Genomic DNA, 24,217 nt, shown 5'->3' with positions numbered 1-24,217 from the left:
TTATAGGATGCCTACGCCAGCTTGTCTGGCCATCCACTTTATTTGTTTGTTTGTTTGTTTGTTTGTTTGTTTGTTTGTTTGTTTGTTCGTTTGTTTGTTCGTTTGTTTTTGTTGGTTTCTTACTGCTTCGCTGGTCATTTCTATCTGTTAGTTTCTTACAGGTGCCCCTGGTCGTTTTACTTGCGGCTTTCTTTCTTTTTCTTCAGGGCTGCGTATGATGCCAGAAGCCCGGCTGCCGTAAATGAAACTCCAGCTCCCGGAGTATCTTTATCTTCTTTTTCTTTATCCGAAGCCAGATTTTCTTCACTTTCTTCTTCGGATATTTCTCCTGTGCTCATGACATTACTTTCTTTATTTCTAATAGGGGTGATTTCAATCCGTTTTGTATTCTTTTCAGGGCTTGCAATCGCAAAAGGCGAAAATCCCGGGGTTTCTGCTGTAAAGTAGAAGAAATCTTCATCTTCTCCGGTCAGGGTTGTGGGCAGCGCGTTCCACGTATTTTCATTGTGCCGGTAAAGGGTCATTGTGTTTTCACTTATGTCATTTTCGGAAAGCCAGGTCCGTTTTACTCTGAAGCTTATCCGGGCATTTTCAAGGTTTTCAGAGCTTGAAAATCCGCTGTTTCCAACCCATATATTCAGGTTCTTATAAACGGTTCCGGGGGCAGGCTCTTTCACTATTGCGGACGTGTTCTTTAGCATCTCCACAATTGTGGTTGTTTTGCCGAAGTTCTTTTTCGGGTCAAACTCCACAGCAACTATTTCGTTTGTCTCTCCTTTGAAGGTATAGCAGGCGTGGACTCCTTTGAAGACCTGCTCATTTGAAAGCTCCTTGAGCTCTATATTTCTGCTTGATTCCGGAGAGCCTCCACCTCCGCCCCCGCCCCCTCCTCCAGTGCTTCCTCCGCTTCCTCCGGAAGACGCGGTTTTCTCCATAACCAGGATGTAACCTTCTTTTGTCTCAGTATCATTTCCGTAGGTAGTGTTAGCTGCCCTGAGGATGACAGTATAGGTACCCGGGATTTCATAGGTCCATGCCGGATTTTTTTCTGAAGAGTCTATGCTTCCGTTTCCATCAAAGTCCCACTCCCAGGAATCCGGGTTGCCTGTACATAAATCCGTGAACTGGACTGTAAGAGGTGCGGTGCCGGAGAGAGGGCTTGCGGAAAACTTAGCTTCAGGAGGAGGGTATGTGATTATTATTTCCGAAGCTCCTGTAACAGGAACAGCGGAGATGGAATACGCAGAAACATTACCCGAAATTGTGAAATTTCCAGGTTCCGCAGTTGAAGGCACTGTAACCCTGTACACAACAGTTTTTTCTCCGCCTGCCTGAAGGCTCTCGACCCAGATCCATTCCAGGGTAGACTCTTTGAAAGTGTCGGTATTCTGGAACGTAGCCCCTGCATTTTCAACTATGCTTATGGATAATCCCTCAGGAAGGTTTTCATCAAGGGTGGGAGCTTCAATATACTGGTCTGTCTGTATGTGCACGGTTACTGTGAAAGTTCCGCCTGCATAAACCGTTCCTGCAGAAATCTCCCTGCTAGCCTCGATTCCAGAAGCTGAAACTGGAAGTATGGTTACTGCAAAAAATAAGATAAGTATAAGACCGGAGATAAAATTTGAGATTTTGATCCGGTTTTTTACTTTAATGGTCTCAATAGTTTTCATGAAAACAAGTCCTTTAGTTTTTTCGGGCTTAGTGGTCATCTGTCTTAAATTCTATACGCTGTACTGGTATATATTATTATAACTGTTCTCAGACTTATTTTTATTAAATCCGGAGGGATTATTTAATTTCCAGTGTCCTGAGGGACTTCTCGCACCTTATAGCTTCGAAAAGTTAGGGGTTTAGAGGGATGACTTCGAATGAATCCGTAGTCAAAGTCACATATATATAACACAGTTGCTTATTTTACTGTTATGAGAACAAGAAAAAGTTATCTATGGATTTTTCTGGCTTTTATCGGGGTTGTAGCCACAGCTGCAGCGCTTGGATACCCTGGAGTTGCTGAAGTCACGGTTCAGGTTGATGAGCATGAAATCGCTGCTAATGGTATTGAATCCTCTTCCAGTGCAATATCCAGTATCAAACCTTCAAATCCTCTGGAGTTGCTTACGGCAGGGGCTGCGGCGACAGATGCAGCTACCGAGGTTACGGTTTATAATGACAACCTTGCCCTTGTAAAAGAACGCAGGGAACTCGATTTAAAGATCGGGGTCAACAGGGTTGAGTATACGGATGTTGCTGCTCTCATTGACCCGACTTCTGTAATGTTTGAGGACACAAAGAACAAAAATACTGCTGTGCTTGAACAGAACTATGAGTACGATCTCGTGAGTAGTCAGAAGCTTCTGGGAAAATTCCTGGACAAGGAGATTACTGTAACCGAAAAAGAAGGAAATACATATACAGGAATTCTTCTCAGCTATGACGGCGGGATAGTGCTCAGGTTAAGTGATGGGAAGGTTGTAACTCTTTCCGAGGTCTCAAGAGTGGAATTCCCTGACTCTGCAAACTTGCTTACAAAACCCACTCTGGTCTGGCAGGTCTATTCTCCTGTAGCAGGCAGCCGGGATGTCCTTACTTCCTATCTTACGGACGGCATGAGCTGGAGGGCAGACTACATCGTAAAGACGAATGCGGATGATACAAAGGCTGATATCCAGGGCTGGGTCAGTGTCGACAATGGGGCAGGGACCACCTATGAGGATGCCAAATTGAAGCTCGTTGCAGGTGAAGTTCACCGTATAGCTGTACCGCAGCCGATTCGTTATACTGAGGAGGTTGCAGAGGAGGAAGTAATGTATGAAAGTGCAAAGGACAGCTTTGTTGAGGAATCCCTCTTTGAGTATCATCTCTATACCCTGGAAAGGCCGGCTACTCTGAAAAATAACCAGGTCAAGCAGCTCTCCCTGCTCTCTGCAGATTCCGTGCCCGTGGAAAAGGAACTTATCTTTGATGTTTCAAAAAGTGATAAAGTGCAGGTAGTCCTGAACCTGAATAACTCAAAGGAAAAAGGCCTTGGAATGCCTCTCCCTGCCGGAGTTTTGAGGGTATATAAAGCAGATTCCGAAGGGCAGCTCCAGTTCCTCGGAGAAGATAGTATAGACCACACCCCAAAAGATGAGGAGGTCAAAGTTGTTGTCGGAAGCGCTTTTGATGTAACCGGCACCAGAACCCAGACCGACTACAAAAAGGTAGGCACTAATGTCTGGCGGGAAAGCTATGAGATTGAATTAAATAACCATAAGCCTGAAGCACAGAAAATCAGGATCGTGGAACATTTCTACGGAGACTGGGAGATTACCGCCAGTTCCGATACTTATGAAAAGACGGATGCTTACACTGCCGAATGGGAAGTGACCGTGCCCGCAGACGGTTCGAAAAAAGTCTCTCTCACAGTGGGACACAGATATTGAGCCGGAATGAAATGCGTGAAAATATTCCGGACTCCCGCTTAACGAAAGAAATATGAATACTTATTTAAGGGGGCTTTTAGCCCTCTCATTCTATCACTTTTTGACTTCTTACTTTATAATTTGCTTTTTCAAGAATCCGTTTAATAAATCCGGTTTTCTACTCTTTTCAGTCAATCTTCTATAGTTTTCTATAAAATCATATCTATATAAATCCGAACCCCCAATGATTATACTATGGGAGTGAAGAAACATATTCTATGGCTCTTTTTAGTGTTTATCGCATTCGTATTACTTTTTTCAGCTTATGTGCCTCACTATCCGGATAGTATTGCTCAGGCAAATGTGTCCGGCAGTGAAAAAAATCAAACCGGATCAGATCCGGGAATTTCCGAGGAAATTCCAGCCGCAGATCCTCCGGGAATTCTGGCTTCAGGAGCAGTTGAAGCCGGAGGGAATCTGGATCTTACAATTTATGAACAGGGGCTTGCCCTTGTAAAAGAAAGGCGAGATATAGAGCTTGAAAGCGGGACCAACAGGGTGGAATATACGGACATTGCTTCCGGAATTATCCCTTCATCGGTTATGGTCGAAGATCCTGAGGGCGGGGAGGTGACTGTGCTTGAACAGAACTATGAATATGACCTTGCGAGCAGTTCCGGGTTACTTGAAAAGTACCTTGGCAGGGATATAACAGTAACGGGCACAAACGGTGATGTCTACACAGGCAGGCTGCTCAGCCATGAGGGCGGGAGTGTCGTCCTGGAAACTGAAACTGGTGAAGCTATAGTGCTTCAGGATGTCTCCAGGATAGAACTGCAGAATGCGTCGGAACTTTCAACAAAACCGACTATTATCTGGCAGATTTATTCCCCTGTTTCGGGAACGCGCAAACTCCTTACGTCCTACCTGACAGAAGGTCTAAGCTGGAAAGCAAATTATGTCCTGAAAAGTAATGCCGATGACACTGAAGCTGATATCAGGGGCTGGGCTAATATTGACAACAGGGCAGGGATTACCTATGAAAATGCAGCCCTTAAACTTGTCTCCGGAGAACTAAACCGTGCGTCTCCCCCTGTACGGCCTCTGCCAGAACGTGCCGAAGGAGCTGTAGCTGAAGAATCAGTGCCATCCTTTACCGAAGAGACCCTTTCCGAATATCACCTCTATACTCTCGACAGGCCGGCAACTCTGAAAAATAATCAGGAAAAGCAGATATCACTTTTTTCTATAGACTCCGTGCCTGTGGAAAAGGAGCTCATCTATGATAATTCTCTGAGTAAGAGGGTCCGAATTTTCCTTACCTTTGAAAACTCAAAGGAAACCGGGCCTGGTATGCCTCTTCCGGCAGGTGTCGTAAGAGTTTATAAAACCGACTCTGCAGGCGAACTCCAGTTCCTGGGTGAAGACAGTATAGGGCATACTCCTCTGGGCGAGGAACTCAAACTGACTGTCGGTTCGGCCTTCGACCTTACAGTCACACGAAACCAGACCGATTACCAGCGCATAAGTGATAACGTAGAGAGAGTCAGCTACGAGATACAAATTAACAACAGCAAGTCCGAACCTCAGGACGTGATTGTCGTGGAACATCTCTACGGAGAATGGAAAATCCTGGAAACTTCAGACGAGTACCGAAAAACTGATGCTTTTACCATTGAGTTCAGAGTGACGGTTTCTGCAAATGGTACAAAAACTATTACCTACACCGCAGAGAATCGCTTTTAAGCAGGGTTCGCAGAAGAAATTGAAGTTAAAAATCTGAAATAAAAATCTGAAGTAAAGTTGAAAGTGAAAGGTGAAGTTAAAAATCTGAAGTAAAGTTGAAAGTGAAAGGTGAAGTTAAAAATCTGAAGTAAAAGCGCAGAACAAAAGACAGAACAGATTTGCAGAATATTCCGGCGGACTGAAAATCCCTGAAGCAGGCAGCTGCCGGTAAATTCTCAAAAAGTGGATGAGTAAATATTCTGAAATAACGAAGTTAAAAGGAATTTGCAAGACCGGATACAGAGGATTTCTGTAACCTGTCTTTTTTTGCATTTATCCTTCGAGTACAATCTCGATGTTTATGTCTTTGGGAACCTGGATTCTCATGAGCTGACGGAGTGCTCTTTCATCGGCTGCGATGTCGATGAGCCTCTTGTGTACGCGCATTTCCCAGTGGTCCCAAGTTGCAGTTCCATCCCCGCTGGGGCTTTTCCTTGTGGGAACTACAAGTTTCTTTGTTGGAAGCGGAACAGGCCCTGAAATGCTTACTCCTGTCCTTTCTGCAATTAACTTTACCTGGTTACAGACTCCATCCAGATCCTTGGGACTGATGCCTGACAATCTTATTCTAGCTTTTTGCATAACCTTTTTTCTCCTTACAAAATGAAAAAAGGAGAGTGTTATTTCTGCTTAACACTCATGCACATACCGGCGGCAATTGTCATACCCATATCACGGATAGCGAACCTGCCGAGCTGTGGAATTTCTTTTACGGGCTCGATAACCATCGGCTTTGTTGGTCTGATGGTAACGATTGCTGCGTCTCCGGCCTTAAGGAAGGTCGGGTTTTCTTCCTTAACCTGGCCACTCTTCGGGTCCAGCTTCTTGTCAAGTGAAATCAGCTGGCATGCGACCTGAGTGGTGTGGGAGTGGAATACAGGGGTGTAACCTGCAGTAATTGCGGAGGGGTGCTGGAGGACCACTACCTGTCCTACAAACTCTTCAGCAACCTTTGGTGGGTTGTCAACAGGGCCACAAACGTCTCCTCTGCGGACGTCATTCTTGCCGATACCGCGGACGTTCCATCCGATGTTGTCTCCAGGGAATGCCTGTGGAATTTCTTCGTGGTGCATTTCAATGGACTTTACTTCACCGCTTATGCCTCCGGGCATGAAAACAACCTTGTCACCTTTCTTCATGACACCGGTTTCTACTCTGCCTACAGGCACAGTTCCGATACCGGAGATGGTGTATGCGTCTTCCACAGGGATCCTGAGAGGGAGAGTGGAGGGCTTTTCAGGCTCTTTGAGGTTGTTGAGGGCTTCCATGATGGAGGGACCCTTATACCAGGGAGTGTTTGCACTGTTTTTGATGATGTTGTCGCCCTGGAATGCGGAGGTCGGGATGAAGGGGATTTCGCTTGGCTTGAACCCGATCATTTTAAGGATACCGGATACCTGCTCGATAACTTCCTTGTACCTGGCTTCGCTGTATTCTACTGCATCCATCTTGTTGATTGCAACAATAAGCTGGCTGATACCGAGGGTCCTGGAAAGGAAGATGTGTTCCTTGGTCTGGGCCATGACACCATCAGGGGCTGCAACGACGAGAACTGCAGCGTCAGCCTGGGAAGCACCTGTGATCATGTTCTTTACGAAGTCACGGTGGCCAGGGCAGTCTACAACTGTGAAATAGAATTTGTCTGTGTCGAATCTCTTGTGAGCGATGTCAATTGTGATACCTCTTTCACGCTCTTCCTTAAGAGAGTCCATAACCCAGGCGAAGGCAAAGGATTCCTTACCCTTCTGCTTTGCTTCTTCTCTAAACTTGTCAATGATGTGTGGAGCTACAGCCCCTGCATCGTACATTAAGCGTCCTACGAAAGTTGACTTTCCGTGGTCAATGTGACCAATCACTGCTAAATTCATGTGTGGTTTTTCTGCTGCCATATTTATAATTCTCCTGTAATTCTGGATGAGTTTAATTCGTATATCAAATATTTACTATATTAAGATTAGGGCAAATCTCAATATTGATTCATCCACTTCCGATATTATTTTGTTAAATCAATATTGTCAGTTTCCCTTTTTCCGGCCTTTTTTCTTGAACTGGTACTGTATGAATATCCAGCGGCCTGGACTATTTTCCCCAATATAGGTATACCTTGACTTAAAGCTTTCCGATTGGCCTTATCCTCGAACCGATAGGGATTCTTTTCCCTTCCAGGTCAGTCGAGATCTTTTTTTCTTCATTCCAAAGGAAATAGGTATTACTTTTAAAATATTAAGGAAAAGCGGAATAAATTCCGCTTACATTGAAAGGTAATCAGCAGACTTCGGAAGTTCTTTCTTGAGACCCTTCCTCTCTCTGATCTGACCTACTACTTCAGTCTGGATGCTGGTTGGTACGATATCAAAGCCTCCGAATTCAGTGCTCCACATAGCACGTCCTTCGGTTGCTGACCTGATCTCTCCTGCAAATCCAAACATCTCGGCCACAGGCACTCTGGCTTCGATAATTGCCAGGTCTCCTTCTGTGGACATGTTAAGGATAATTCCACGGCGGCCCTGAATTTCCTTTGTTGCACCGCCCATTGTGAGCTGGGGCACCTGGATAAATACCTTCTGATAAGGTTCGAGAAGGCTGTCTTCTGCCATAAGCATCCCTGCCTGGATGGCCTGCCTTGCTGCGGGGATGACCTGAGCCGGACCTCTGTGAATTGCGTCTTCGTGAAGTTTTGCATCTACAAGCACGCACTTCACGTTTGCCACGGGTTCTCTTGTGAGAGGACCTGCTTTCATGACTTCTTCAAACCCGTCAAGCACCAGTTCCATTGTCTCGTTCAGATACTGGATACCCTTGGTTATGTCTATGAAGATGTTGGAATTGAGGATGCCCACAATGCCTTTTGCTTCTTCTTTCCCCATGCCGAGTTCCATGAGCTTCTGCCTGCGCTCAAGCTCAGGCATGTTCATGCTGATGTCACCGGACTTGATCAGATCGACAATTGCAGTGTCAAGGGGTTCCACATAGATATAGAACCTGTTGTGCCTGTTAGGGGACTTTCCTTCTACAGGTTCGATCTTTCTCCTGATAGTTTCCCTGTAGACCACAATAGGCTTGCTCGTGGTAATTTCCACGTTTTTGTCCCTTTCGATCCTGTGGGCAATGACTTCCAGGTGAAGTTCTCCCATCCCGGCCATCAGGTGTTCCCCTGTTTCCTCGTCCAGGGTGATCTGGAGAGTCGGGTCTTCCTTTGCGACCTGCCTGAGGACTTCAACCAGTTTGGGAAGGTCCTTGGTGTGCTTGGCTTCTACAGCCACAGTCACCACAGGTTCGCTTACGTGCCTGATGCTTTCGAAAGGTGTCATGCCATCAAGGGTTGTAACTGTGGACCCTACGATTGCATCTTTTAAGCCCGTAACTGCAGCAATGTTTCCTGCAGGGATTTTCTCCACTTCGAGCCTTTCGGGGCCCATGAAGATGCCTACCTGCTGGACTCTGCTCTTTTTTGCAGTCCCGGATGTATAAACTTCCATTCCACGAGTAAAAGATCCACTGAACAGCCTTCCGGTTGCGACTTCTCCTGCATGAGGGTCTATGGAAATGTCCGTTACCATGAAAGCAAGGTGACCGGCTGCATCTGCAGCAGCCATGGATTTGCCAATTTCAGAGGTAGCATCTCCGTGCCAGATAGCAGGTACTCTTCCCTTCTGGGCTTCAAGAGGGTTTGGCAGGTACCTGATGACCATATCAAGAACAGTTGAATGAAGAGGACATTTTTCTGCCAGAGCCTTCATGTCTTCGGCCTTACAGTAGTCATAGACTTCCTTGAATGAAATCCCGGTCCTCTGCATCATAGGCACACTGATTGCCCAGTTATAAAGAGCTGAACCGAATGCGACAGTTCCGGCTGCTGCATCTACTTTCCAGCCTGCCTTGAACTTCTCCGGATTCATGTTCTTGATGAGCTTGTTCACGTGGTCAATTACTTTGCCAAGGCGAACCTGCATTTCCTGAGAATCAACCTGCAGCTCATTGATTAATCTGTCTACCTTGTTGACAAAAAGCACGGGCCTGACGTGTTCCCTGAGGGCCTGCCTGAGCACGGTTTCGGTCTGGGGCATCGTACCTTCGACTGCGTCCACGACCACAACTGCACCGTCTACGGCTCTCATGGCACGGGTAACGTCTCCACCAAAGTCAACGTGCCCTGGAGTGTCAATCAGATTGATCAGGTAGTCTTCATTGTCGTAAGTGTGAACCATGGAAACGTTCGAGGCATCGATTGTAATACCTCTTGCCTGTTCCTCTTCATCGGAGTCCATGAACAACTGTCTTCCGGCAAGTTCCTTTGAAATCATGCCGGCGCCTGCTAACAGGTTGTCCGATAATGTGGTTTTTCCGTGGTCAATGTGCGCAACGATACCGATATTTCGGATTTTCTCTGGTTCATTCATGAGCGTCGTTACGCGCTCGACCATTTTCTTCCTTCGTCCCATGCTGATACCTTTTAAAAAAATATAATTTAGTTATAAAATGTATTTTTAAATCGGTGCAACCCGCAAAATTGATTAGCGTGCTGCCTTTGCAACTCTTTCCTTTGCATCCTTTCTGTTGATAGAGAAGGATTTCGTATCGCGGTTTGCAGCGCCTATGATTTCGGTTGCCAGGCATTCTGCGACTGTGCGTCTGGATTTGAAAGATGCGGCATTTGTTCCCATGCTGATGTACCGCAGAGCAGTGTCCACACGTCTCTGGGGTGCAGTATCAACTGCTTTTGGAACGGAGATACCGCCGTACTTCAGCCTGACCACTTCTTCTCTGGGGCCGGCATTGGAAATGGCTTCCACGAGAACCTGGATAGGGTTCTGCTGGGTCTTCTTGTTTATAATGTCCAGAGCTTCCTCAACTGCACGGAGGGTTACCTGTTTCTTTCCGCTGTTGATTTCAGTCCTCATCAGGTTGTTTGCCAGACGTTCAACAATGGAAATTTCGGATTTGTTAAACTGCTGCCTGGCATGCTTTCCGCTGCTGTGGGGGACGATTACAGGAGTAAGGCTGACGTAACGCTTAATTCCAAGGTCTCTTACTTCAACTTCTGTTGGGTCCCATTTGCCGAAAATTTTGTACACAAAAATCATCTCCTGGGTTTTTCCAATCTGCCAATAACCAGCTGGTTCAGAGACACGTTGTTTACGGCAATTACCTTAAAACGTACGCCGGGAATATCACCCATAGCACCACCCATACGGCCTCCGATCCTTTCCACGGTAACTTCATCGTGTTCATCAATGAAGTTTACTGCACCGTCTCCAGGACAGAATGCGGTTACCTGACGCCCGTTTTTAATGAGCTGGATCCTTACACATTTTCGGATTGCGGAGTTCGGCTGTTTTGCTTCAACTCCTACCTTCTCTAATACTATACCCCGACCCTGCGGTGCGCCACCAAGAGGGTCAGCTTTTACGTTCAGACCAAGAACACGCCTGCAGTAGTAGTTATCTTTCCAGCGGGCATCTTTCCTGGTTTGTTTGAGTATATTAGCTGCATATTTTCCTTTAGCCATTGTAAATTTCTCCTGTTAAAAATTGATCACAGTTTCCTATTGTGGCATTAAATGCCAGAATTGTCCTTCAACGCCGGATTAATGGATCAACATAAATTAATGGGATATTACTGCAGGATCACATCTTCTATAGTGTGGTGACGACGGGCAAGCATCTTCACTTTCTCTATGTTCTTGCCGTTGCGACCGATGGCAAGCCCCTTCTCTTTATTGGGTACCTCTACATAAGCTAATCGCTTGCCATTTTTGGTTGTAAGATTTACTGAACTTACGGATACCGGTCCGAAGGCATTCTTTATAAAAGTTATAGGATCCTCTGAATATTCCACAAGCTCAATAGGTTTGTCCAGGGCTTTTTTAACACGGTTTATATTTTCTCCGTTTTTGCCTATTGCAAGCCCCATATCACCCTGCTTTACAACATAAACGAGCCTTTCCTCTTCCGGAATACAGTCAAGTATTTTGGCTCGGGTCATGTTTTCAAACAATGCAATGTACTGGATGCTTTCTGCAGTAAGTCTTATTTCACCCAAGACGTTGCAACTCCTTTTTATCAAGCTGTAGCTGCCAGGATATCCGATTCTCCTGCATCGAGGATTGCCATGGCTGCAATCGTGAAGGGCTTTCCGCATACGGGCCCGAGTTCTACACTTGTGCCTCCGTATTCCAGGATCGGAACATTTGTTGCCTGTATTTTCATTTTAACGTCTTCGGGGCAGTTTGATGCCAGGACCACCATTTTTGCAGAGCCGTCTGCTGCTGCATCCATGGTCCGATTGGCTCCAACTATTACTTTTCCTGTTTTCACAGCCTTGATAAGAGATTTATCAACATTGATCTTCATTTTCATCAACTCTGTCTCAAATTAGCTCATCTACTCTATCTCTTTCTAAATAAAGATTCCAAGCGTGGTGAGTATATGGTACTCTAAATACCTGATGCCTTATATCAATTTTCTGGTTATGAGCCTCGCGGACTCAAGTTTCTGCAGCAGGATTTGATGAAGTCTATTAAGGTAATGTATACCTGATCTGAACTTGGTCTTCTATCAGGTTATATATTTAAATAATTATAGGTTAAACCCGGAGTTTTTCCCGGCATAACTTCATTCTTCTTCGGCTTCGATTTCCTCAGCTTCAATTCTTCCCGTCTTTCTGCTTACAAGGTGCACATCTCCGGTACCCATGCGAATAGGCTGACCGACAATGATATTTTCTGTGACACCCTCCAACTTGTCCACATCTCCCCGCATTCCTGCATCCAGAAGGTGATTGACAGTAACTTCGAAAGCTGCACGGGCAAATACACTGGCTTTTTCACCTGAAATTCCGTGTCTACCGATCTGTTTTACTTCCCCGTCGCAGGTCATGATGTCTGCTACAAGCATAATATGCCGGATATCCACGGTAAGACCCTGTTCACGCAGGGTATCTGTGGCTTCCTTGATAATTGCATTTCTTGCAGCCTCGACTCCCAGCACTTCATAGATTTCATTAATGTTGTTTGTGCTGGTTCGGGTCCTGTCCACTCCTTCAAACTGAAGTACGTCACGCAGAGCTGAGCCTTCTGTATAGAGAGTGTACTCTTCACCCTCCTTTCTGACCACCACTCGCTTGATCCCTTCTATTCCTTTGAGGGTTACATTGTGGATGCTTTTTGCAAGCTGGAGCAGCTCTCTGTAAGAAGGCTCTCCCGGGGTGATAACAATCTGGTTATCTATGTCAGGAGAGATGTTGACCAGCACGTTCAGTTCTTCGTTGAACTTCTCTTTCACCTGGTCTATTGTAATATTCCTGCCTTCCATTGCTTTTTCGTGCAGGTCTATTATAAGCTTCATCTGGGAAAGGTCAGTGGTCACGTCAGCGATATGATCGATTTTTGTCGCTTCAATTTCCCAGGCAAGGGCTCTTGTTTTTTCCCTGTTGTAAGCGTAATCTTCAGGATTCTCTTTGGAAAGGGCGATTGTCATCATTGGAGTGCTCGGAATTTTCCGGGCATCCACGATTTCGATCAGACGGGGCAGACCGAGAGTAACGTTAATCTCGGCCACACCGGCGTAGTGAAAGGTACGCATGGTCATCTGAGTACCTGGCTCCCCTATGGACTGGGCTGCAACCACACCTGCAGCGTCACAGGGTTCGATACATGAGACCTCATATTCTTCCATTGCCTTTTCTATGATCTCTTCCATTTCCTTCTTGCTTACCCCGGCTTTGAGAACATCTTCCCTCAGGGCACTTAATATATTAGAAGGAAAAGGCAGATCTTTTATCATGCTATCGATTGTAGCTTCGCTAATACTCATCATGCCACCTTCTTGTTTATCACGGAACGGACGATCCTGTGGATGGTCTCGGGTTTGCTGAAGTCGCTTTTTGTTGGGTTAATCCCATCTTCTCCGTACTTGAACTGCACAAGCACACCCCTGGTGTCCCTTACCGTGAGGTCATACTGGACTTCAAGGTCCTGGAGAGCATTGACAAGTCTCCTCTGCAGGTACCCTGACTGTGATGTCCTGACTGCAGTGTCCACAAGACCTTCTCTACCACCGATTGCGTGGAAGAAATACTCTGTCGGGTTTAACCCGCTCTTGTAACTTGCCTTGACGAACCCGTGGGCATCCGATCCCAGGTCACCTTCCTGGAAGTGGGTCAGAGTCCTGCCTGAGTATCCTCTGCGAATGCGCTCTCCACGCACTGCCTGCTGGCCAACACAGGCGGCCATCTGGGTAAGGTTCAGGATTGAACCTCTTGCTCCTGAACGCGCCATGATAACTGCTGAATTTTCAAGCCCCATGTGGCTGTCTGCAATTCCACCGGTCTCGTCTCTGGCCTTTCCGAGCTTCTGCATGATGCTCATTTCAATTGTTTCATCAAGGGTTCTTCCGGGGAGGGGTTCAAGCTCTTTATTCTGATAAGATTTGATAAGGTTCTGCACGGCTTCTTCAGCTTTAGCGAGAACCTCATTGATCTGGATCCTGGCTTCTTTCGGAATATCTTCGTCAGCTATCCCGAAACTCAGGCCTGTCCTCATGATCGCCCGGATTGCAAGCTTGGTCATATCATCTATAAACTTGGACCCGGCTTCGGGACCGATTTCCTTGATAATACGGTCCTGAACTTTTCCTTTGAATGCCCCGATGGCCGCTTCGTCTATCGTGCCCACAAGGAGGTCACTGTTCCGAATTACCACATAGGCATCGTTCGGGCATTCTCCTTTCTTGCAGGTATCACAGTGTGAGCAGACCTGAGCCGTGAACTCCATGTTAAGGCCTTCAGGCAGGATCTGGCTGAAAATCTGTTTTCCTGTCCAGTAAGGTTTCCCGTCCTCGTCGTGGCCTGCAGGTTCGGGCAGGTTGCGTGCACGGCTCTTCCTCAGAAGGTCGTAAGCCTCGTAACTGGTAATATGGTTTTCAAAACGGGTCAGAAGGAAAAGCCCTGAAATGTGGTCGTGGATCCCACCGATAATGGGACCTCCGAAACGTGGAGAAAGGATGTTTTCCTGAACCTGCATGAGGATCTTTGCCTCGGCCCTTGACTCTTCGGTCTGGAGGGCATGCATGTTCATTTCGTCCCCGTCAAAGTCAGCGTTGTAAGGAGGACAGACTGCAGGGTTCAGCCTGAAGGTTTTGTTAGGCAGAACCTTTACGGAATGGGCCATGATACTCATCTTGTGCAGAGAAGGCTGCCTGTTGAAGAGCACGATGTCGCCGTCTTTTAACTGTCGTTCCACAACCCAGCCGAATTCCAGTTTATCGGCAAGGTCGTCCTTGTTCATATTGGTTACCTTTATGCGCCTGCCGTCGGACCTGAGCACATAGTTTGCTCCGGGGTGAACATCTTCGCCGTTCCTTACATAGACCTTGAGATGTTCGATGTTCCTCTGGGTCACCACTGCTGGCATTGTCAGAATCCGTGCAATGGGTATGGGGACACCGACTTCATTTATACTAAGGTTCGGGTCAGGAGAGATAACGGTACGGGCAGAGAAGTTAACACGCTTACCTGACAAGCTTCCCCTGAACCTTCCTTCCTTACCTTTTAAACGCTGGGAAAGGGTCTTAAGAGGTCTGCCTGATCTATGTCTTGCAGGGGGTATTCCTGAAACCGAGTTGTCAAAGAATGTAGTAGCATGATATTGAAGTAGCTCCCACAGGTCCTCAATGATAAGCTGTGGAGCTCCTGCTTCCCTGTTTTCCTGGAATCTCTGGTTGATCCTGATAATGTCTACCAGCTTGTGGGTCAGGTCGTCTTCACTGCGCTGCCCGGATTCCAGAGTGATCGAAGGGCGCACCGTAACAGGAGGCACAGGCAGGACTGTAAGGATCATCCACTCTGGCCTTGCATTCTTCGGGTCCATCCCGACAACCCTTATGTCCTCGTCCGGGATGTTTTCAAAGCGGTCCCTAATCTCGGTAGGGGTCAGCTTCTCTCCGTTTTCCAGGTATTCGGTGGGCTTTTCGAATTTGATATCGAGCTGTTCTTCATTACAGTAGGGGCAGGTCTTTACCTTGCTGGCTTCTTTATATGCCTCATTAATCAGGTCATCAGGCATGTGCCCGATTTCTTCAACTGCAACGAGTTGATCCAGAAACTTCTGTTTCTGGGTCGGGTCCAGCAGAATCTTGCTGCATTTTCTGCAGGTTGCCCTGAGGAGTTTTCGGATTACTTTGTTAAAGCCAACGTGGACAACAGGGGCAACAAGTTCGATGTGCCCGAAGTGTCCGGGACATTCGCCTGCCCTGCCGGAGCATGTCTTGCAGCGAAGCCCGGGGTCGATAACCCCGAGTTTCGTGTCCATAAGCCCCATGTCAATTGGAAATCCGTCGTCATCGTAAGTGTCGGCCGTAATGATGGGCGTTGAGCTCATCTTACGGATCTCTTTCGGGGACAATAAGCCGAATTTGATAGAAGCGATTCTTTTTGGAATAGGAGGTACGTTTGCCATATGTCCACCTCACCTTATACAGCATCTTCAAGATTGAGCCTGGGAGCAACCCCGAGGGACTTAATCTCATCAAGTAATAGTTTGAACGCGTAGCTCATCTCAACGGGGTATATATCCGTGTCAGCACCGCAGGCTGAACAGAAAGAGACTTTCCGCTGCTTGTCGAACGTTGCAATCATTCCACAGTGCGAGCAGACAAGTTCCACAACTTTGTCAGACTCGTCCAGCAATCTCTCTTTTAAGGACATGGCAGCGCCGTGCCCTACCAGTACGTCACGCTCCATTTCACCGAACCTTAGACCACCTTCTCTTGCTCGGCCTTCGGTCGGCTGGCGGGTGAGCACCTGTACAGGTCCGCGGGACCTTGCATGCATTTTGGATGTGACCATGTGGTGCAGTTTCTGGTAAAGGATCACGCCAACGAAGACATCTGCAGGGACCATCCTGCCGGTTGCTCCATCGTAGAAGATCTCTTTTCCGGTGTGAGCAAAGCCGTGCTTTTTCAGGGCTTCTCTAAGGTCGTCTTCCTTTTCTCCTGAGAAGGCTGTTGCATTTACTCTTCTGCCTTCCATGGAACCTACTTTTCCACCAATCATTTCCAGAACGTGCCCTACAGTCATACGTGAAGGAATTGCGTGCGGGTTAATCATCAGGTCCGGAGTCAGGCCTGATTCCGTAAACGGCATGTCAGCAATCGGAACTTTTAAGCCAATAACGCCTTTTTGCCCGTGCCTGGAAGCGAACTTGTCTCCGATGTCCGGAATCCTCTCGTCCCTTACCTTTACCTTTGCAAGGCGGGTTCCGTTAATGGATTCTGTAAGAATTACCGTGTCTGCAATCCCTGTTTCGTTGGACCGCATGGTAACAGAGCTTTCTCTCCTCTGCTCAACTGCAATCCCGAAGTCGGAAGGCTCTTCCAGGAATCTCGGAGGGCTGGTCTTTCCTATAAGCACATCATTGGGACCTACGGGGGTCTCAGGGTTTACAAGCCCGTCTATGTCAAGATTTGCATACGCATCAGCGCTGCGTGCTCCACGGTATTCGGAGTCAGGGATCTCGAACTTGTCTTCCTGCCCACCAGGATATCTCCTTTCTTCCCCTTCAAAGGTCCTGAGGAAATGGCTTCTACCAAGTCCTCTCTCGATTGAACCCTTGTTGAAAATCAGAGCGTCTTCAATGTTATACCCTTCGTATGACAGGATTGCAACCACGAAGTTCTGGCCTGCAGGCCTGTCATCAAAACCGATTGACAGGGAAGTCCTTGTCCTTGTCATCGCCCTCTGCGGGTAGTGCAGGACGTGGGCACGGGTATCCGGTCTGAGCTTCTGGTTTGCTGTGGATACTCCGATGCACTGCTTGATCATGGCTGCACCCATGGTGTTACGTGGGGAAGCGTTGTGTTCCGGATAGGGAACCATTCCGGTACAGATGCCCAGTATAAGTTCAGGGTCTATTTCCATATGGGTGTGCTTGGAGGTAATGTCAGACTCATAGAGTGCAATGTAAGCATTTTCTTCCTCTTCTGCGTCCAGATACTCCACACAACCTTCTTTTACGAGGTCATCAAAGTTGATTTCTTTGTTCTTCAGTTTCTGTATGTGCTCATCATTTACCTTCAGGACTCCCTTTTCTACAACCACGAGAGGTCTTCTTGCCCTGCCCATATCGGAGTTTATAATTACTTCCCTGGTGTTATCATTAAGAGCTATGTTGACCTGCCTGGATATGAGCCCCTGCCGCCTCATCTTTCTGAGCTCTTCTGCGAGTTCTGCAGGGTTGTCATGAGTCCCGACGAGCTCTCCGTTTATGAATACTTTTGCTTTAGTCATCTGACATCAACCCCTCAGTCACCGAACATTGATCCGGAGTCATCCATATCTGAATAATCGTAGAAGTCCTCATCTTTGTATTTGCTTTCGGGTTCTGGAGGTTCTTCAAACTCTTCAACAATCTCTTCCCCGAATTCATCAAGTAATATTTCTTTTATTCTTGCCGGGATTTCGGGCACCTTTACAACTATTTTTTCGACATTAAGGTCGTAGAGCATTTTCTTTATGCTCTCTATCTCTTCTGTTCCTGTAGAGAGTTCGACCATCTGGGCAAAGTTTTTCACGAGACCACAATTTGGACCTTCAGGGGTCTCGGAAGGACAGAGACGTCCCCACTGAGTTGCGTGCAGGTCACGAGCCTCGAAGTGAGGCTGGGCACGGGAAAGCGGCGAAATTACGCGGCGCAGGTGGGAAAGGGTAGAGATGTAATCGTTCCGGTCAAGAAGCTGGGAAACACCGGTCCTTCCTCCAACCCAGTTTCCTGTTGCCAGGGGGTGCTGCAGGCGGTCAGTCAGGACGTCTGCCCTTACAATTGTGGCAACATTAAGTTCCCTGTTCCTCATGTTTGCACGTTCGAGCTGATACTTTATGTCTCTTGCCAGCCTGTTGAAGGATACTCTGAAGAGGTCTTCCATCAGGTCACCTGCAAGTTTCAGCCTCTTGTTTGCATAGTGGTCCTTGTCATCTTCAGTACGCTTGCCAAGTGCAAGCTCAAAACAGGATTCAGCCATTCTTGCCAGGAAATGGGCTTTTGAAGTCCTCTCTTTCATGTCGTTTCCGAGGTGAGGGAACAGATACCTGTCAATAACGTAGTTTGCTCTTTTTATCTGGTATTCCTTGGCCTGCCCTGCAGCAACCCTCGCTCCAATCTTCTCGATTGCTTCTTCCTGGGTTTCTACTTCGGCTTCTTCAAGGTTTTCCAGCATGAATTTAATAATTTCGGGATCACTTGAAACTGCGTTTACGATATCTTCGTCAGTTACTATCCCGAGAGCCCTCATAAGTGTAATAAAGTACACTCTGCCGGATATTGAAGGGAAAGACACTTCAAGCAGGGACTTTCTCCCTCTTTCCACTATTACAAGTGCCCTGTATCCTCTTTTCTGGGAGAATACCTTTGCAACTTCTATAGAGTCACCGTAACGTTCTCCGTACTCAACAAGGATCTTGTTGGGGGCAAGGTCTTCAAGGGTCATGACTACCCTTTCCGTACCTCCGACGATGAAATATCCCCCGGGGTCCAGAGGGTCTTCTCCATAGCGAACTTTCTCGGTATCACTAAGCCCGAGAAGGTTGCAGATTTTGGATTTGACCATTATAGGAAGTTGCCCGATCTTTGCTTCTATTATTTCGGACTCTATTCCTTCTTTTACGACACTCATCTCCAGGTAGAGGGGGCCTGAGTACGAAAGGTTCCTGAGCCTTCCTTCGTTGGGGTACAGTTTCTCAATTGCCCCGTCTGCCTCCTTTACCACCGGATGCTCTACCCGGATCTTGCCAAGTTTGAGATAGGTGTCTTCAATGTCGGTCTCTATAATTCTCTGTTCGTCTATGATCTTTTGCAGCCCGTAATCTATAAACTTGTTAAATGAGTCTATATGGTGCTGCACTATCTTGTCCCGTGTAAAATAAGCCTGCGACAGTATACTGCTTTCTAACGCGATGATAGCACCCTCTTTGCTTTGTTAAAATGAAAATAAATAAACGATGATCCTAAGATCTTTATGCAGTTATTGAATCTTTCCGTACGATGGTGCATGGGATTCAAAAAGATGTTCAGTGAAAAAAATGTGATCATGCAAGCGGTTTTAATTCCCCCCCGCTTACTCAATCACAAGTCTGTAATAATCTGCTTCCCCTGCAGTTTGACTTTTTCTTGTGATTTTCACAACATCTCCGACGGCAGCTCCTATTTCCTTACTAACAGGATCCTGCACTTTAATTTTCGGAAGCTGTTCCTTCTCAATTAAAAATTTGCTTAAAACAGACTTTAATTCGCCCTCTGCAATTATCTCATGTTTTGGGACTGACTCATGGTCAAGCAGGCTGAATTTTGTCAAATCCTTTCCTCCAAAAATAAAGCATCTCAAAAAACTTACTGGACATTTCCTGCGGATGGCCTATCCACCGGTTATAATAAAGAACATGGCGGGCCCGTAGGGATTTGAACCCTAGGCCGACTGGTTAAAAGCCAGTCGCTCTGCCGGACTGAGCTACGGGCCCGCTTTGCTTATCTCTCTACCTCTGTATTTTGCACCACGGAAGGCTAATTTCTTAGCATGCCACCCTATTGCCCCGCTGCATCAGGGAGCACCTCTTACGCCAGTGCAACCCTCTAATTATAGCTATACTATTTATAGTTTATGCTCGGTTTGCTTTTTACCCCATATTTTTTAAATAAATCCTCAAATTTTTCTAATGTTTATTGAATTTATTCATAAATTTTTCTGCATCTTCCGGAAAGTTATATGTACGAGAATTTTTAACTTTTTAAAAGTAAAGTCAAAATTCTATTTATTTCTCCACATATTCGGGTTAGACGGGAACTTTTGCCCCGATTTTCAATCACTCGCCGCTTTCCCGACAGTCACCTCTCCAAAAATGAAGCATCAAAATGAAGCATCAATTGACATCACTTATTAATCACACTATTAAATCAATCAAATCAATCATTTTATCAGATAAATCAGTCATTTAATCGGTTTCGGGTTAAGATTCCCGGAAACTTAAGTAATTGTTGGACATTATACGTCTAAATATTAGATATATAACATGGAATAAGATGATATGTAAACAAATTTCTCGAAATACGGATTTTTACTGCTTTTCTTTTTTACTGCTTTTCTTCCACTGTGAACCTTATGATAAATTCAGTTCCAGAATTCCTTTTTAATTCAAGTTCACCCTCTAACTGGTCTACAAGGGCGATTACCAGCTGTATGCCGAGCCGGTGGGGATTTTCCAAATCAAAACTTTCAGGTACACCTATCCCATCATCTGAAACTGCTAAAACGAAACTGGTGAGCTTAAATTCTTCTTTTTTGCTTCCTGTTCTATTTTTTATATATTCCCTGGTTTTTTCTCTATAGAGCTTGATTCGGATTTCTCCTCTGTCTCTATCTACAAATGCATGTTTGAGGGAATTGGAAATAAGTTCATTAATAATTATCCCCAATGGGACTGCAATATCCATATCAAAGAAAACATTCTCTTCGAGATCCAGGCTTAAGCTGATATCGGCATTTCCAAGGCTGTATGTCTTGAAAAGGTTCTCCGCGAGTTTCTCAAGGTATGGCGAAAATTTCAGTTTATCGATTTCTCTGCCTTCATGCAGTTCCTCATGGATAAGAGCCATAGATAGAACCCTATTCTGGCTTTCCCTGAAGGCTTCCATAATTTCCGAATCCTTAACACATTTTCTGTTGTTGAATTTTTCAGCCTGAAGGTCAAGAAGGGACGAAATTACCTGCAGGTTATTCTTGATCCTATGATGAATTTCCTTTTTACGGGCAATCTCAAGGTTTACCAGAGCTTTTTCAGCTTTTTTACGTTCAGTAATATCCTGAACTATTCCCTTTATTCGGATAGGGATGTTCTCATCATTAAAAATAACTTCGGATTGTATGTGGACTGTGTGTTCTTCCCCATTAGCTAAAATAATCCTGTGATCAATGCTGTAAGGTTTTCCATTTACAGCTTTCATAGTGGCATTATCAAAGTAGTCTCGATCATCGGGATGTATATAACTTAAATATTCATTGTACGATGGTGCTAATTCTTGAGGGTCGCGTCCGAAAATACTATACATTTCCTCAGACCAGTATGTTTTATCAGTTGCAATATCCCAATACCAATTTCCAATATGAGCCATTTTTTGAGCTTCAGCAAGACCTTTTTCACTTTCCTTCAACGAGTTATAAGCATTTTCAAGTTGCGTTGTCCGTTCTTCAACTAATTTTTCTAAATTTTCATATGCTTCTTTCAACTTAGCTTCTACTTCTTTTTCATCTGTAATATCACGGGAAATAGCAAGAACAGAAGACACTTCGCCGCCAACAAATTCCGGTACTATTCTTGTATTAAAATAGTATTCTTTTCCTTGAGGCGATTTATAATGGAATTCCATTGTTTCGGGTTTGCCTGTGGTGAAAACATTTTCATAATGCCCTTCCCAGAATCTCACATTTTCAGGGTCCATCCCAAGTTCACTATTAGTTTTCCCAACGATTTCTTCTGGAGAGTGGCCATAAGGTTCCGCAGCTGCAGGATTAACATACATATATCGATTTTGTCTATCAAGGCGGGAAATCACGTCAGGAGAATTCTCAGCCAATGTACGGAATTTATTCTCACTTCTTATCAGTGCTTCTTCAGCCTGCTTTTGCCTGGTAATGTCGCGGATGATACCTCCGCTGAAAAGGGGCATGTCATTCTGGTCCTTGATCACCGTGAAGTGATCGGCTAACCAGCGGTATTTTCCGTCTTTGCGCTTGAACCGGTACTCGAGGGTTCCATGGCCTGTCTCGAATGCCTGGGCCAGTTCCGCAGTAACCTGGGGATGGTCGTCGGGATGAACGTGATCAAGAACTTCATTGATGCTCATGGCGCTCATCTTTTGGGCAGAGAAGCCGGTGATCTGCTCTACTACCGGGCTCATGTAATCATAGCAGTCGGTCTGAAGGTTTCGCCGGTAAGCCACATCGAGTGAGTTCTCAAGGACTGCCCGGAAACGCTCCTCGCTCTCCCGTAGCGCATCCACCAGGGAATCGCGTTCCGACAGCGATTGGGCCAGCTTGATATTGCTGTAGCTTAACTGTGAGAACATGTGGGCAAGCTTCATGAAGAAGGTCATGCCTGTGTCCACAGCCTCCCTGCTCAACCGCGGAACTTTTTCAAGTGCTGCTATGTATTCCTCCTCATTGAAGCCGTATTTTTTAGCCTGGGCCCGGAAAAGCTCATAGTCCAGAGTTTCGTCCTCAAAAAAGAACTGCCCTGATAAAATATTGCCGACGTGCTGGCCGCCCACAATGAGAGGGGTCGCTATGTCCCACATGTTGTTCTTGCACCTGTACAGTTTAAACTCTCCAGGGGCAACGCCCGCGGATAGTTTTGTGTCGCTTTCTATGCAGTGCTTGCAGGCTTCGGGGTGAACCCTGTGGAATCTGGTGCAGATCTCCTGCCATCCGACACCCACCAGAAAATTGCCTTTGAGATCCCCCAGGCTCATGGGAATGTGAGCAAGCTTATAGAAATCGTCCATGAGGGACTGGATCGCCTGGGCATCAACGATATCAGCAAGCTCCAGGTTAGCCATCTCCCGATCAGGCGAGAGAATGCTCTCCAACTTCAGCCTGACGCGCTGCTCACTCAGGCGCAGTGCCTCCTCTGCCCGTTTGCGCTCGGTGATATCATGGGCGACATGAATGCATCCAGTGAGTTTTCCTTCGGAATCATGCAAAGGTGAGACGGTTACTATGAAATCGCCACCAAGGCTTTCTTCGCGAACTTCTTTGGTGTGCTCAAGTCCATCCTCAAGTAATTGCCGATGAGGGCAAAAAGAGGGGGGCTCGTCCATCCCATGGACAACACGATAGCAGGTCAACCCGATACACTCTTCCGGTGTCACCCCCAATCTTGCCGCCATGGCCTTGTTTGCACGAACAACCCCATATTCAGCATCAAGTATGGCTATCAGGTCCGGCACAATATCAAAGGTATATTCCCAGTCTTTTGCAGCCTGAGCAGCTTCCTCTTCTGCTTTTTTGCGCCTGGAACTTTCTATCCGCTCCCATTTTCCTTCCCTTTTGATCAAAGCGAACTGATGATTGATGACCACATCAATTATCTCGGTTGCGTGGCACCTGTCGAGAGGATAGGTGCATAGAGCCATCATATGAAAGTTGCCGATAATGTTGTCTATTTCTTTTTCGTATTCAATGAAACCATTCCAACCTTCTTTTTCCAGCCCGAAAGTTTTCCCGCTCAACCTCAAGCCATCGTATCCACTGGCAAGGGCATGATTGAGTTTTTCAATCCAGCCGTTTAAGACCTTTTCCGAATCGAATACACCCTCTTTTACATACCAGTAAGTGGAGGGAATAATTTCGATTTGTCCCTTCTCAAGGTAAGCATCAATATCAGGAACAGCTCTTCTCAGGGCTTCTTTTGCATCTTCTACTTCAAGAGGCTGCGATGTGACCCACATACAGAATTCGTTATTTTCCAGCCCTGCTCTGAAGTAGGGGACAAGTATGTCCATCAAATCTTCTTTTGTCTGGTAGAACTGGCAGAAGTGCGTTCCCCAGGGAATATCCCCAATAATATCAATCCCAGACTCCCTCAGCCTTTCATTCATTCCACATCTTCTCCGGGCATATCCCAATCCTATTCTTATCTTAAAACAGGGTCTGCAATGAGTTATGGCTAGTGTCGCGTCAATCATCAAGGATTGAATGATTCTGAATAGTTGTAATTGATTTTATAAGACATTTTACTGCTGAAGCGACACTAGACTTTTAAGTGTTCACTATGTTCTTTATGTTTTTTCTTTTTTAAGTAGATCTCTTTCAGTATAAATTAAGTTTGGATGTTTCTCAAAAAACATAACTTTTATGTACTGAACATTTTTAAAAAAACTAAATTATATATCCTGACTTTGACAGTTAGATAAAAATAAGTGCTCTCTATTTTGTGTAATTCGGTCAAATGAACATCACAAAACAGAGAGCATTCCCTACAATTCC

General features: G+C 46.0%; 16 protein-coding genes and 1 tRNA gene. 2 read left to right on the top strand and 15 right to left on the bottom strand.

Annotation, left to right across the window (positions count from 1 at the left end):
* Nucleotides 1-176: 176 nt before the first annotated feature.
* Nucleotides 177-1,673, bottom strand: a complete 1,497-nt coding sequence (locus EO93_RS03945; protein ID WP_048161202.1) for a PGF-pre-PGF domain-containing protein — start codon at nt 1,671-1,673, stop codon at nt 177-179.
* A gap of 252 nt (nt 1,674-1,925) precedes the next feature.
* Between EO93_RS03945 and EO93_RS03940 the strand changes: the two genes are divergently transcribed.
* Nucleotides 1,926-3,425: a DUF4139 domain-containing protein gene (locus tag EO93_RS03940; RefSeq protein ID WP_048161191.1), complete on the top strand. Its 1,500-nt coding sequence runs from the start codon at nt 1,926-1,928 to the stop codon at nt 3,423-3,425.
* Between the two features lie 234 nt (nt 3,426-3,659).
* Nucleotides 3,660-5,150, top strand: a complete 1,491-nt coding sequence (locus tag EO93_RS03935) for a DUF4139 domain-containing protein (protein WP_052735376.1) — start codon at nt 3,660-3,662, stop codon at nt 5,148-5,150.
* 312 nt (nt 5,151-5,462) lie between these two features.
* On the opposite strand, the gene rpsJ is transcribed toward EO93_RS03935, so the two are convergent.
* From rpsJ to EO93_RS03860, 14 genes are all read right to left on the bottom strand, one after another.
* A complete protein-coding gene (gene rpsJ, locus EO93_RS03925; RefSeq protein ID WP_048136447.1) occupies nt 5,463-5,771 on the bottom strand; it encodes a 30S ribosomal protein S10 in 309 nt (102 codons plus the stop codon).
* 38 nt (nt 5,772-5,809) lie between these two features.
* Nucleotides 5,810-7,078 carry a translation elongation factor EF-1 subunit alpha gene (gene tuf / locus EO93_RS03920; RefSeq protein WP_048136448.1) on the bottom strand — a complete coding sequence of 423 codons (1,269 nt, stop codon included), beginning with the start codon at nt 7,076-7,078 and terminating at the stop codon, nt 5,810-5,812.
* A gap of 360 nt (nt 7,079-7,438) precedes the next feature.
* On the bottom strand, nt 7,439-9,631 hold the full coding sequence (locus EO93_RS03915; protein ID WP_048161190.1) for an elongation factor EF-2: 2,193 nt from the start codon (nt 9,629-9,631) through the stop codon (nt 7,439-7,441).
* 72 nt (nt 9,632-9,703) lie between these two features.
* Entirely contained in the window at nt 9,704-10,273 is a 570-nt protein-coding gene (locus EO93_RS03910; protein WP_048136450.1) for a 30S ribosomal protein S7, read from the bottom strand.
* Complete coding sequence (locus tag EO93_RS03905; protein WP_048136451.1) at nt 10,270-10,698, bottom strand: 30S ribosomal protein S12; 429 nt, start codon at nt 10,696-10,698, stop codon at nt 10,270-10,272. Before EO93_RS03905 ends, EO93_RS03910 begins: the two co-directional genes overlap by 4 nt.
* 107 nt (nt 10,699-10,805) lie before the next feature.
* The gene (locus EO93_RS03900; RefSeq protein ID WP_048136452.1) at nt 10,806-11,231 is read right to left on the bottom strand and encodes a NusA-like transcription termination signal-binding factor; all 426 of its coding nucleotides are present in this window, start codon (nt 11,229-11,231) and stop codon (nt 10,806-10,808) included.
* Nucleotides 11,232-11,251: 20 nt separating this feature from the next.
* Nucleotides 11,252-11,548, bottom strand: a complete 297-nt coding sequence (locus EO93_RS03895; RefSeq protein ID WP_082106093.1) for a 50S ribosomal protein L30e — start codon at nt 11,546-11,548, stop codon at nt 11,252-11,254.
* 255 nt (nt 11,549-11,803) lie between these two features.
* Nucleotides 11,804-13,003 (bottom strand): DNA-directed RNA polymerase subunit A'', encoded by a 1,200-nt coding sequence (rpoA2, locus tag EO93_RS03890; RefSeq protein WP_048136454.1) that lies wholly within the window; start codon nt 13,001-13,003, stop codon nt 11,804-11,806.
* Nucleotides 13,003-15,645, bottom strand: coding sequence for a DNA-directed RNA polymerase subunit A' (locus EO93_RS03885; RefSeq protein WP_048136455.1), 2,643 nt, complete (start codon nt 15,643-15,645; stop codon nt 13,003-13,005). Before EO93_RS03885 ends, rpoA2 begins: the two co-directional genes overlap by 1 nt.
* A gap of 14 nt (nt 15,646-15,659) precedes the next feature.
* Complete coding sequence (gene rpoB, locus EO93_RS03880) at nt 15,660-17,474, bottom strand: DNA-directed RNA polymerase subunit B (RefSeq protein ID WP_048161189.1); 1,815 nt, start codon at nt 17,472-17,474, stop codon at nt 15,660-15,662.
* A 14-nt stretch (nt 17,475-17,488) separates the two neighbouring features.
* Nucleotides 17,489-19,084: a DNA-directed RNA polymerase subunit B'' gene (locus tag EO93_RS03875; protein ID WP_048132366.1), complete on the bottom strand. Its 1,596-nt coding sequence runs from the start codon at nt 19,082-19,084 to the stop codon at nt 17,489-17,491.
* A 213-nt stretch (nt 19,085-19,297) separates the two neighbouring features.
* Entirely contained in the window at nt 19,298-19,534 is a 237-nt protein-coding gene (locus EO93_RS03870; RefSeq protein ID WP_048132370.1) for a DNA-directed RNA polymerase subunit H, read from the bottom strand.
* 86 nt (nt 19,535-19,620) lie between these two features.
* Nucleotides 19,621-19,697: transfer RNA gene (locus tag EO93_RS03865), tRNA-Lys, on the bottom strand.
* Between the two features lie 610 nt (nt 19,698-20,307).
* Complete coding sequence (locus EO93_RS03860; RefSeq protein ID WP_082107554.1) at nt 20,308-23,829, bottom strand: PAS domain S-box protein; 3,522 nt, start codon at nt 23,827-23,829, stop codon at nt 20,308-20,310.
* Nucleotides 23,830-24,217: the final 388 nt, after the last annotated feature.

It is taken from the genome of Methanosarcina sp. 1.H.A.2.2, assembly GCF_000979975.1.
Classification (GTDB): Archaea; Halobacteriota; Methanosarcinia; order Methanosarcinales; family Methanosarcinaceae; genus Methanosarcina.
The sequence above is the reverse complement of the archived record's forward strand: the minus strand, read 5'-3'. Positions and strand labels throughout refer to the sequence as shown.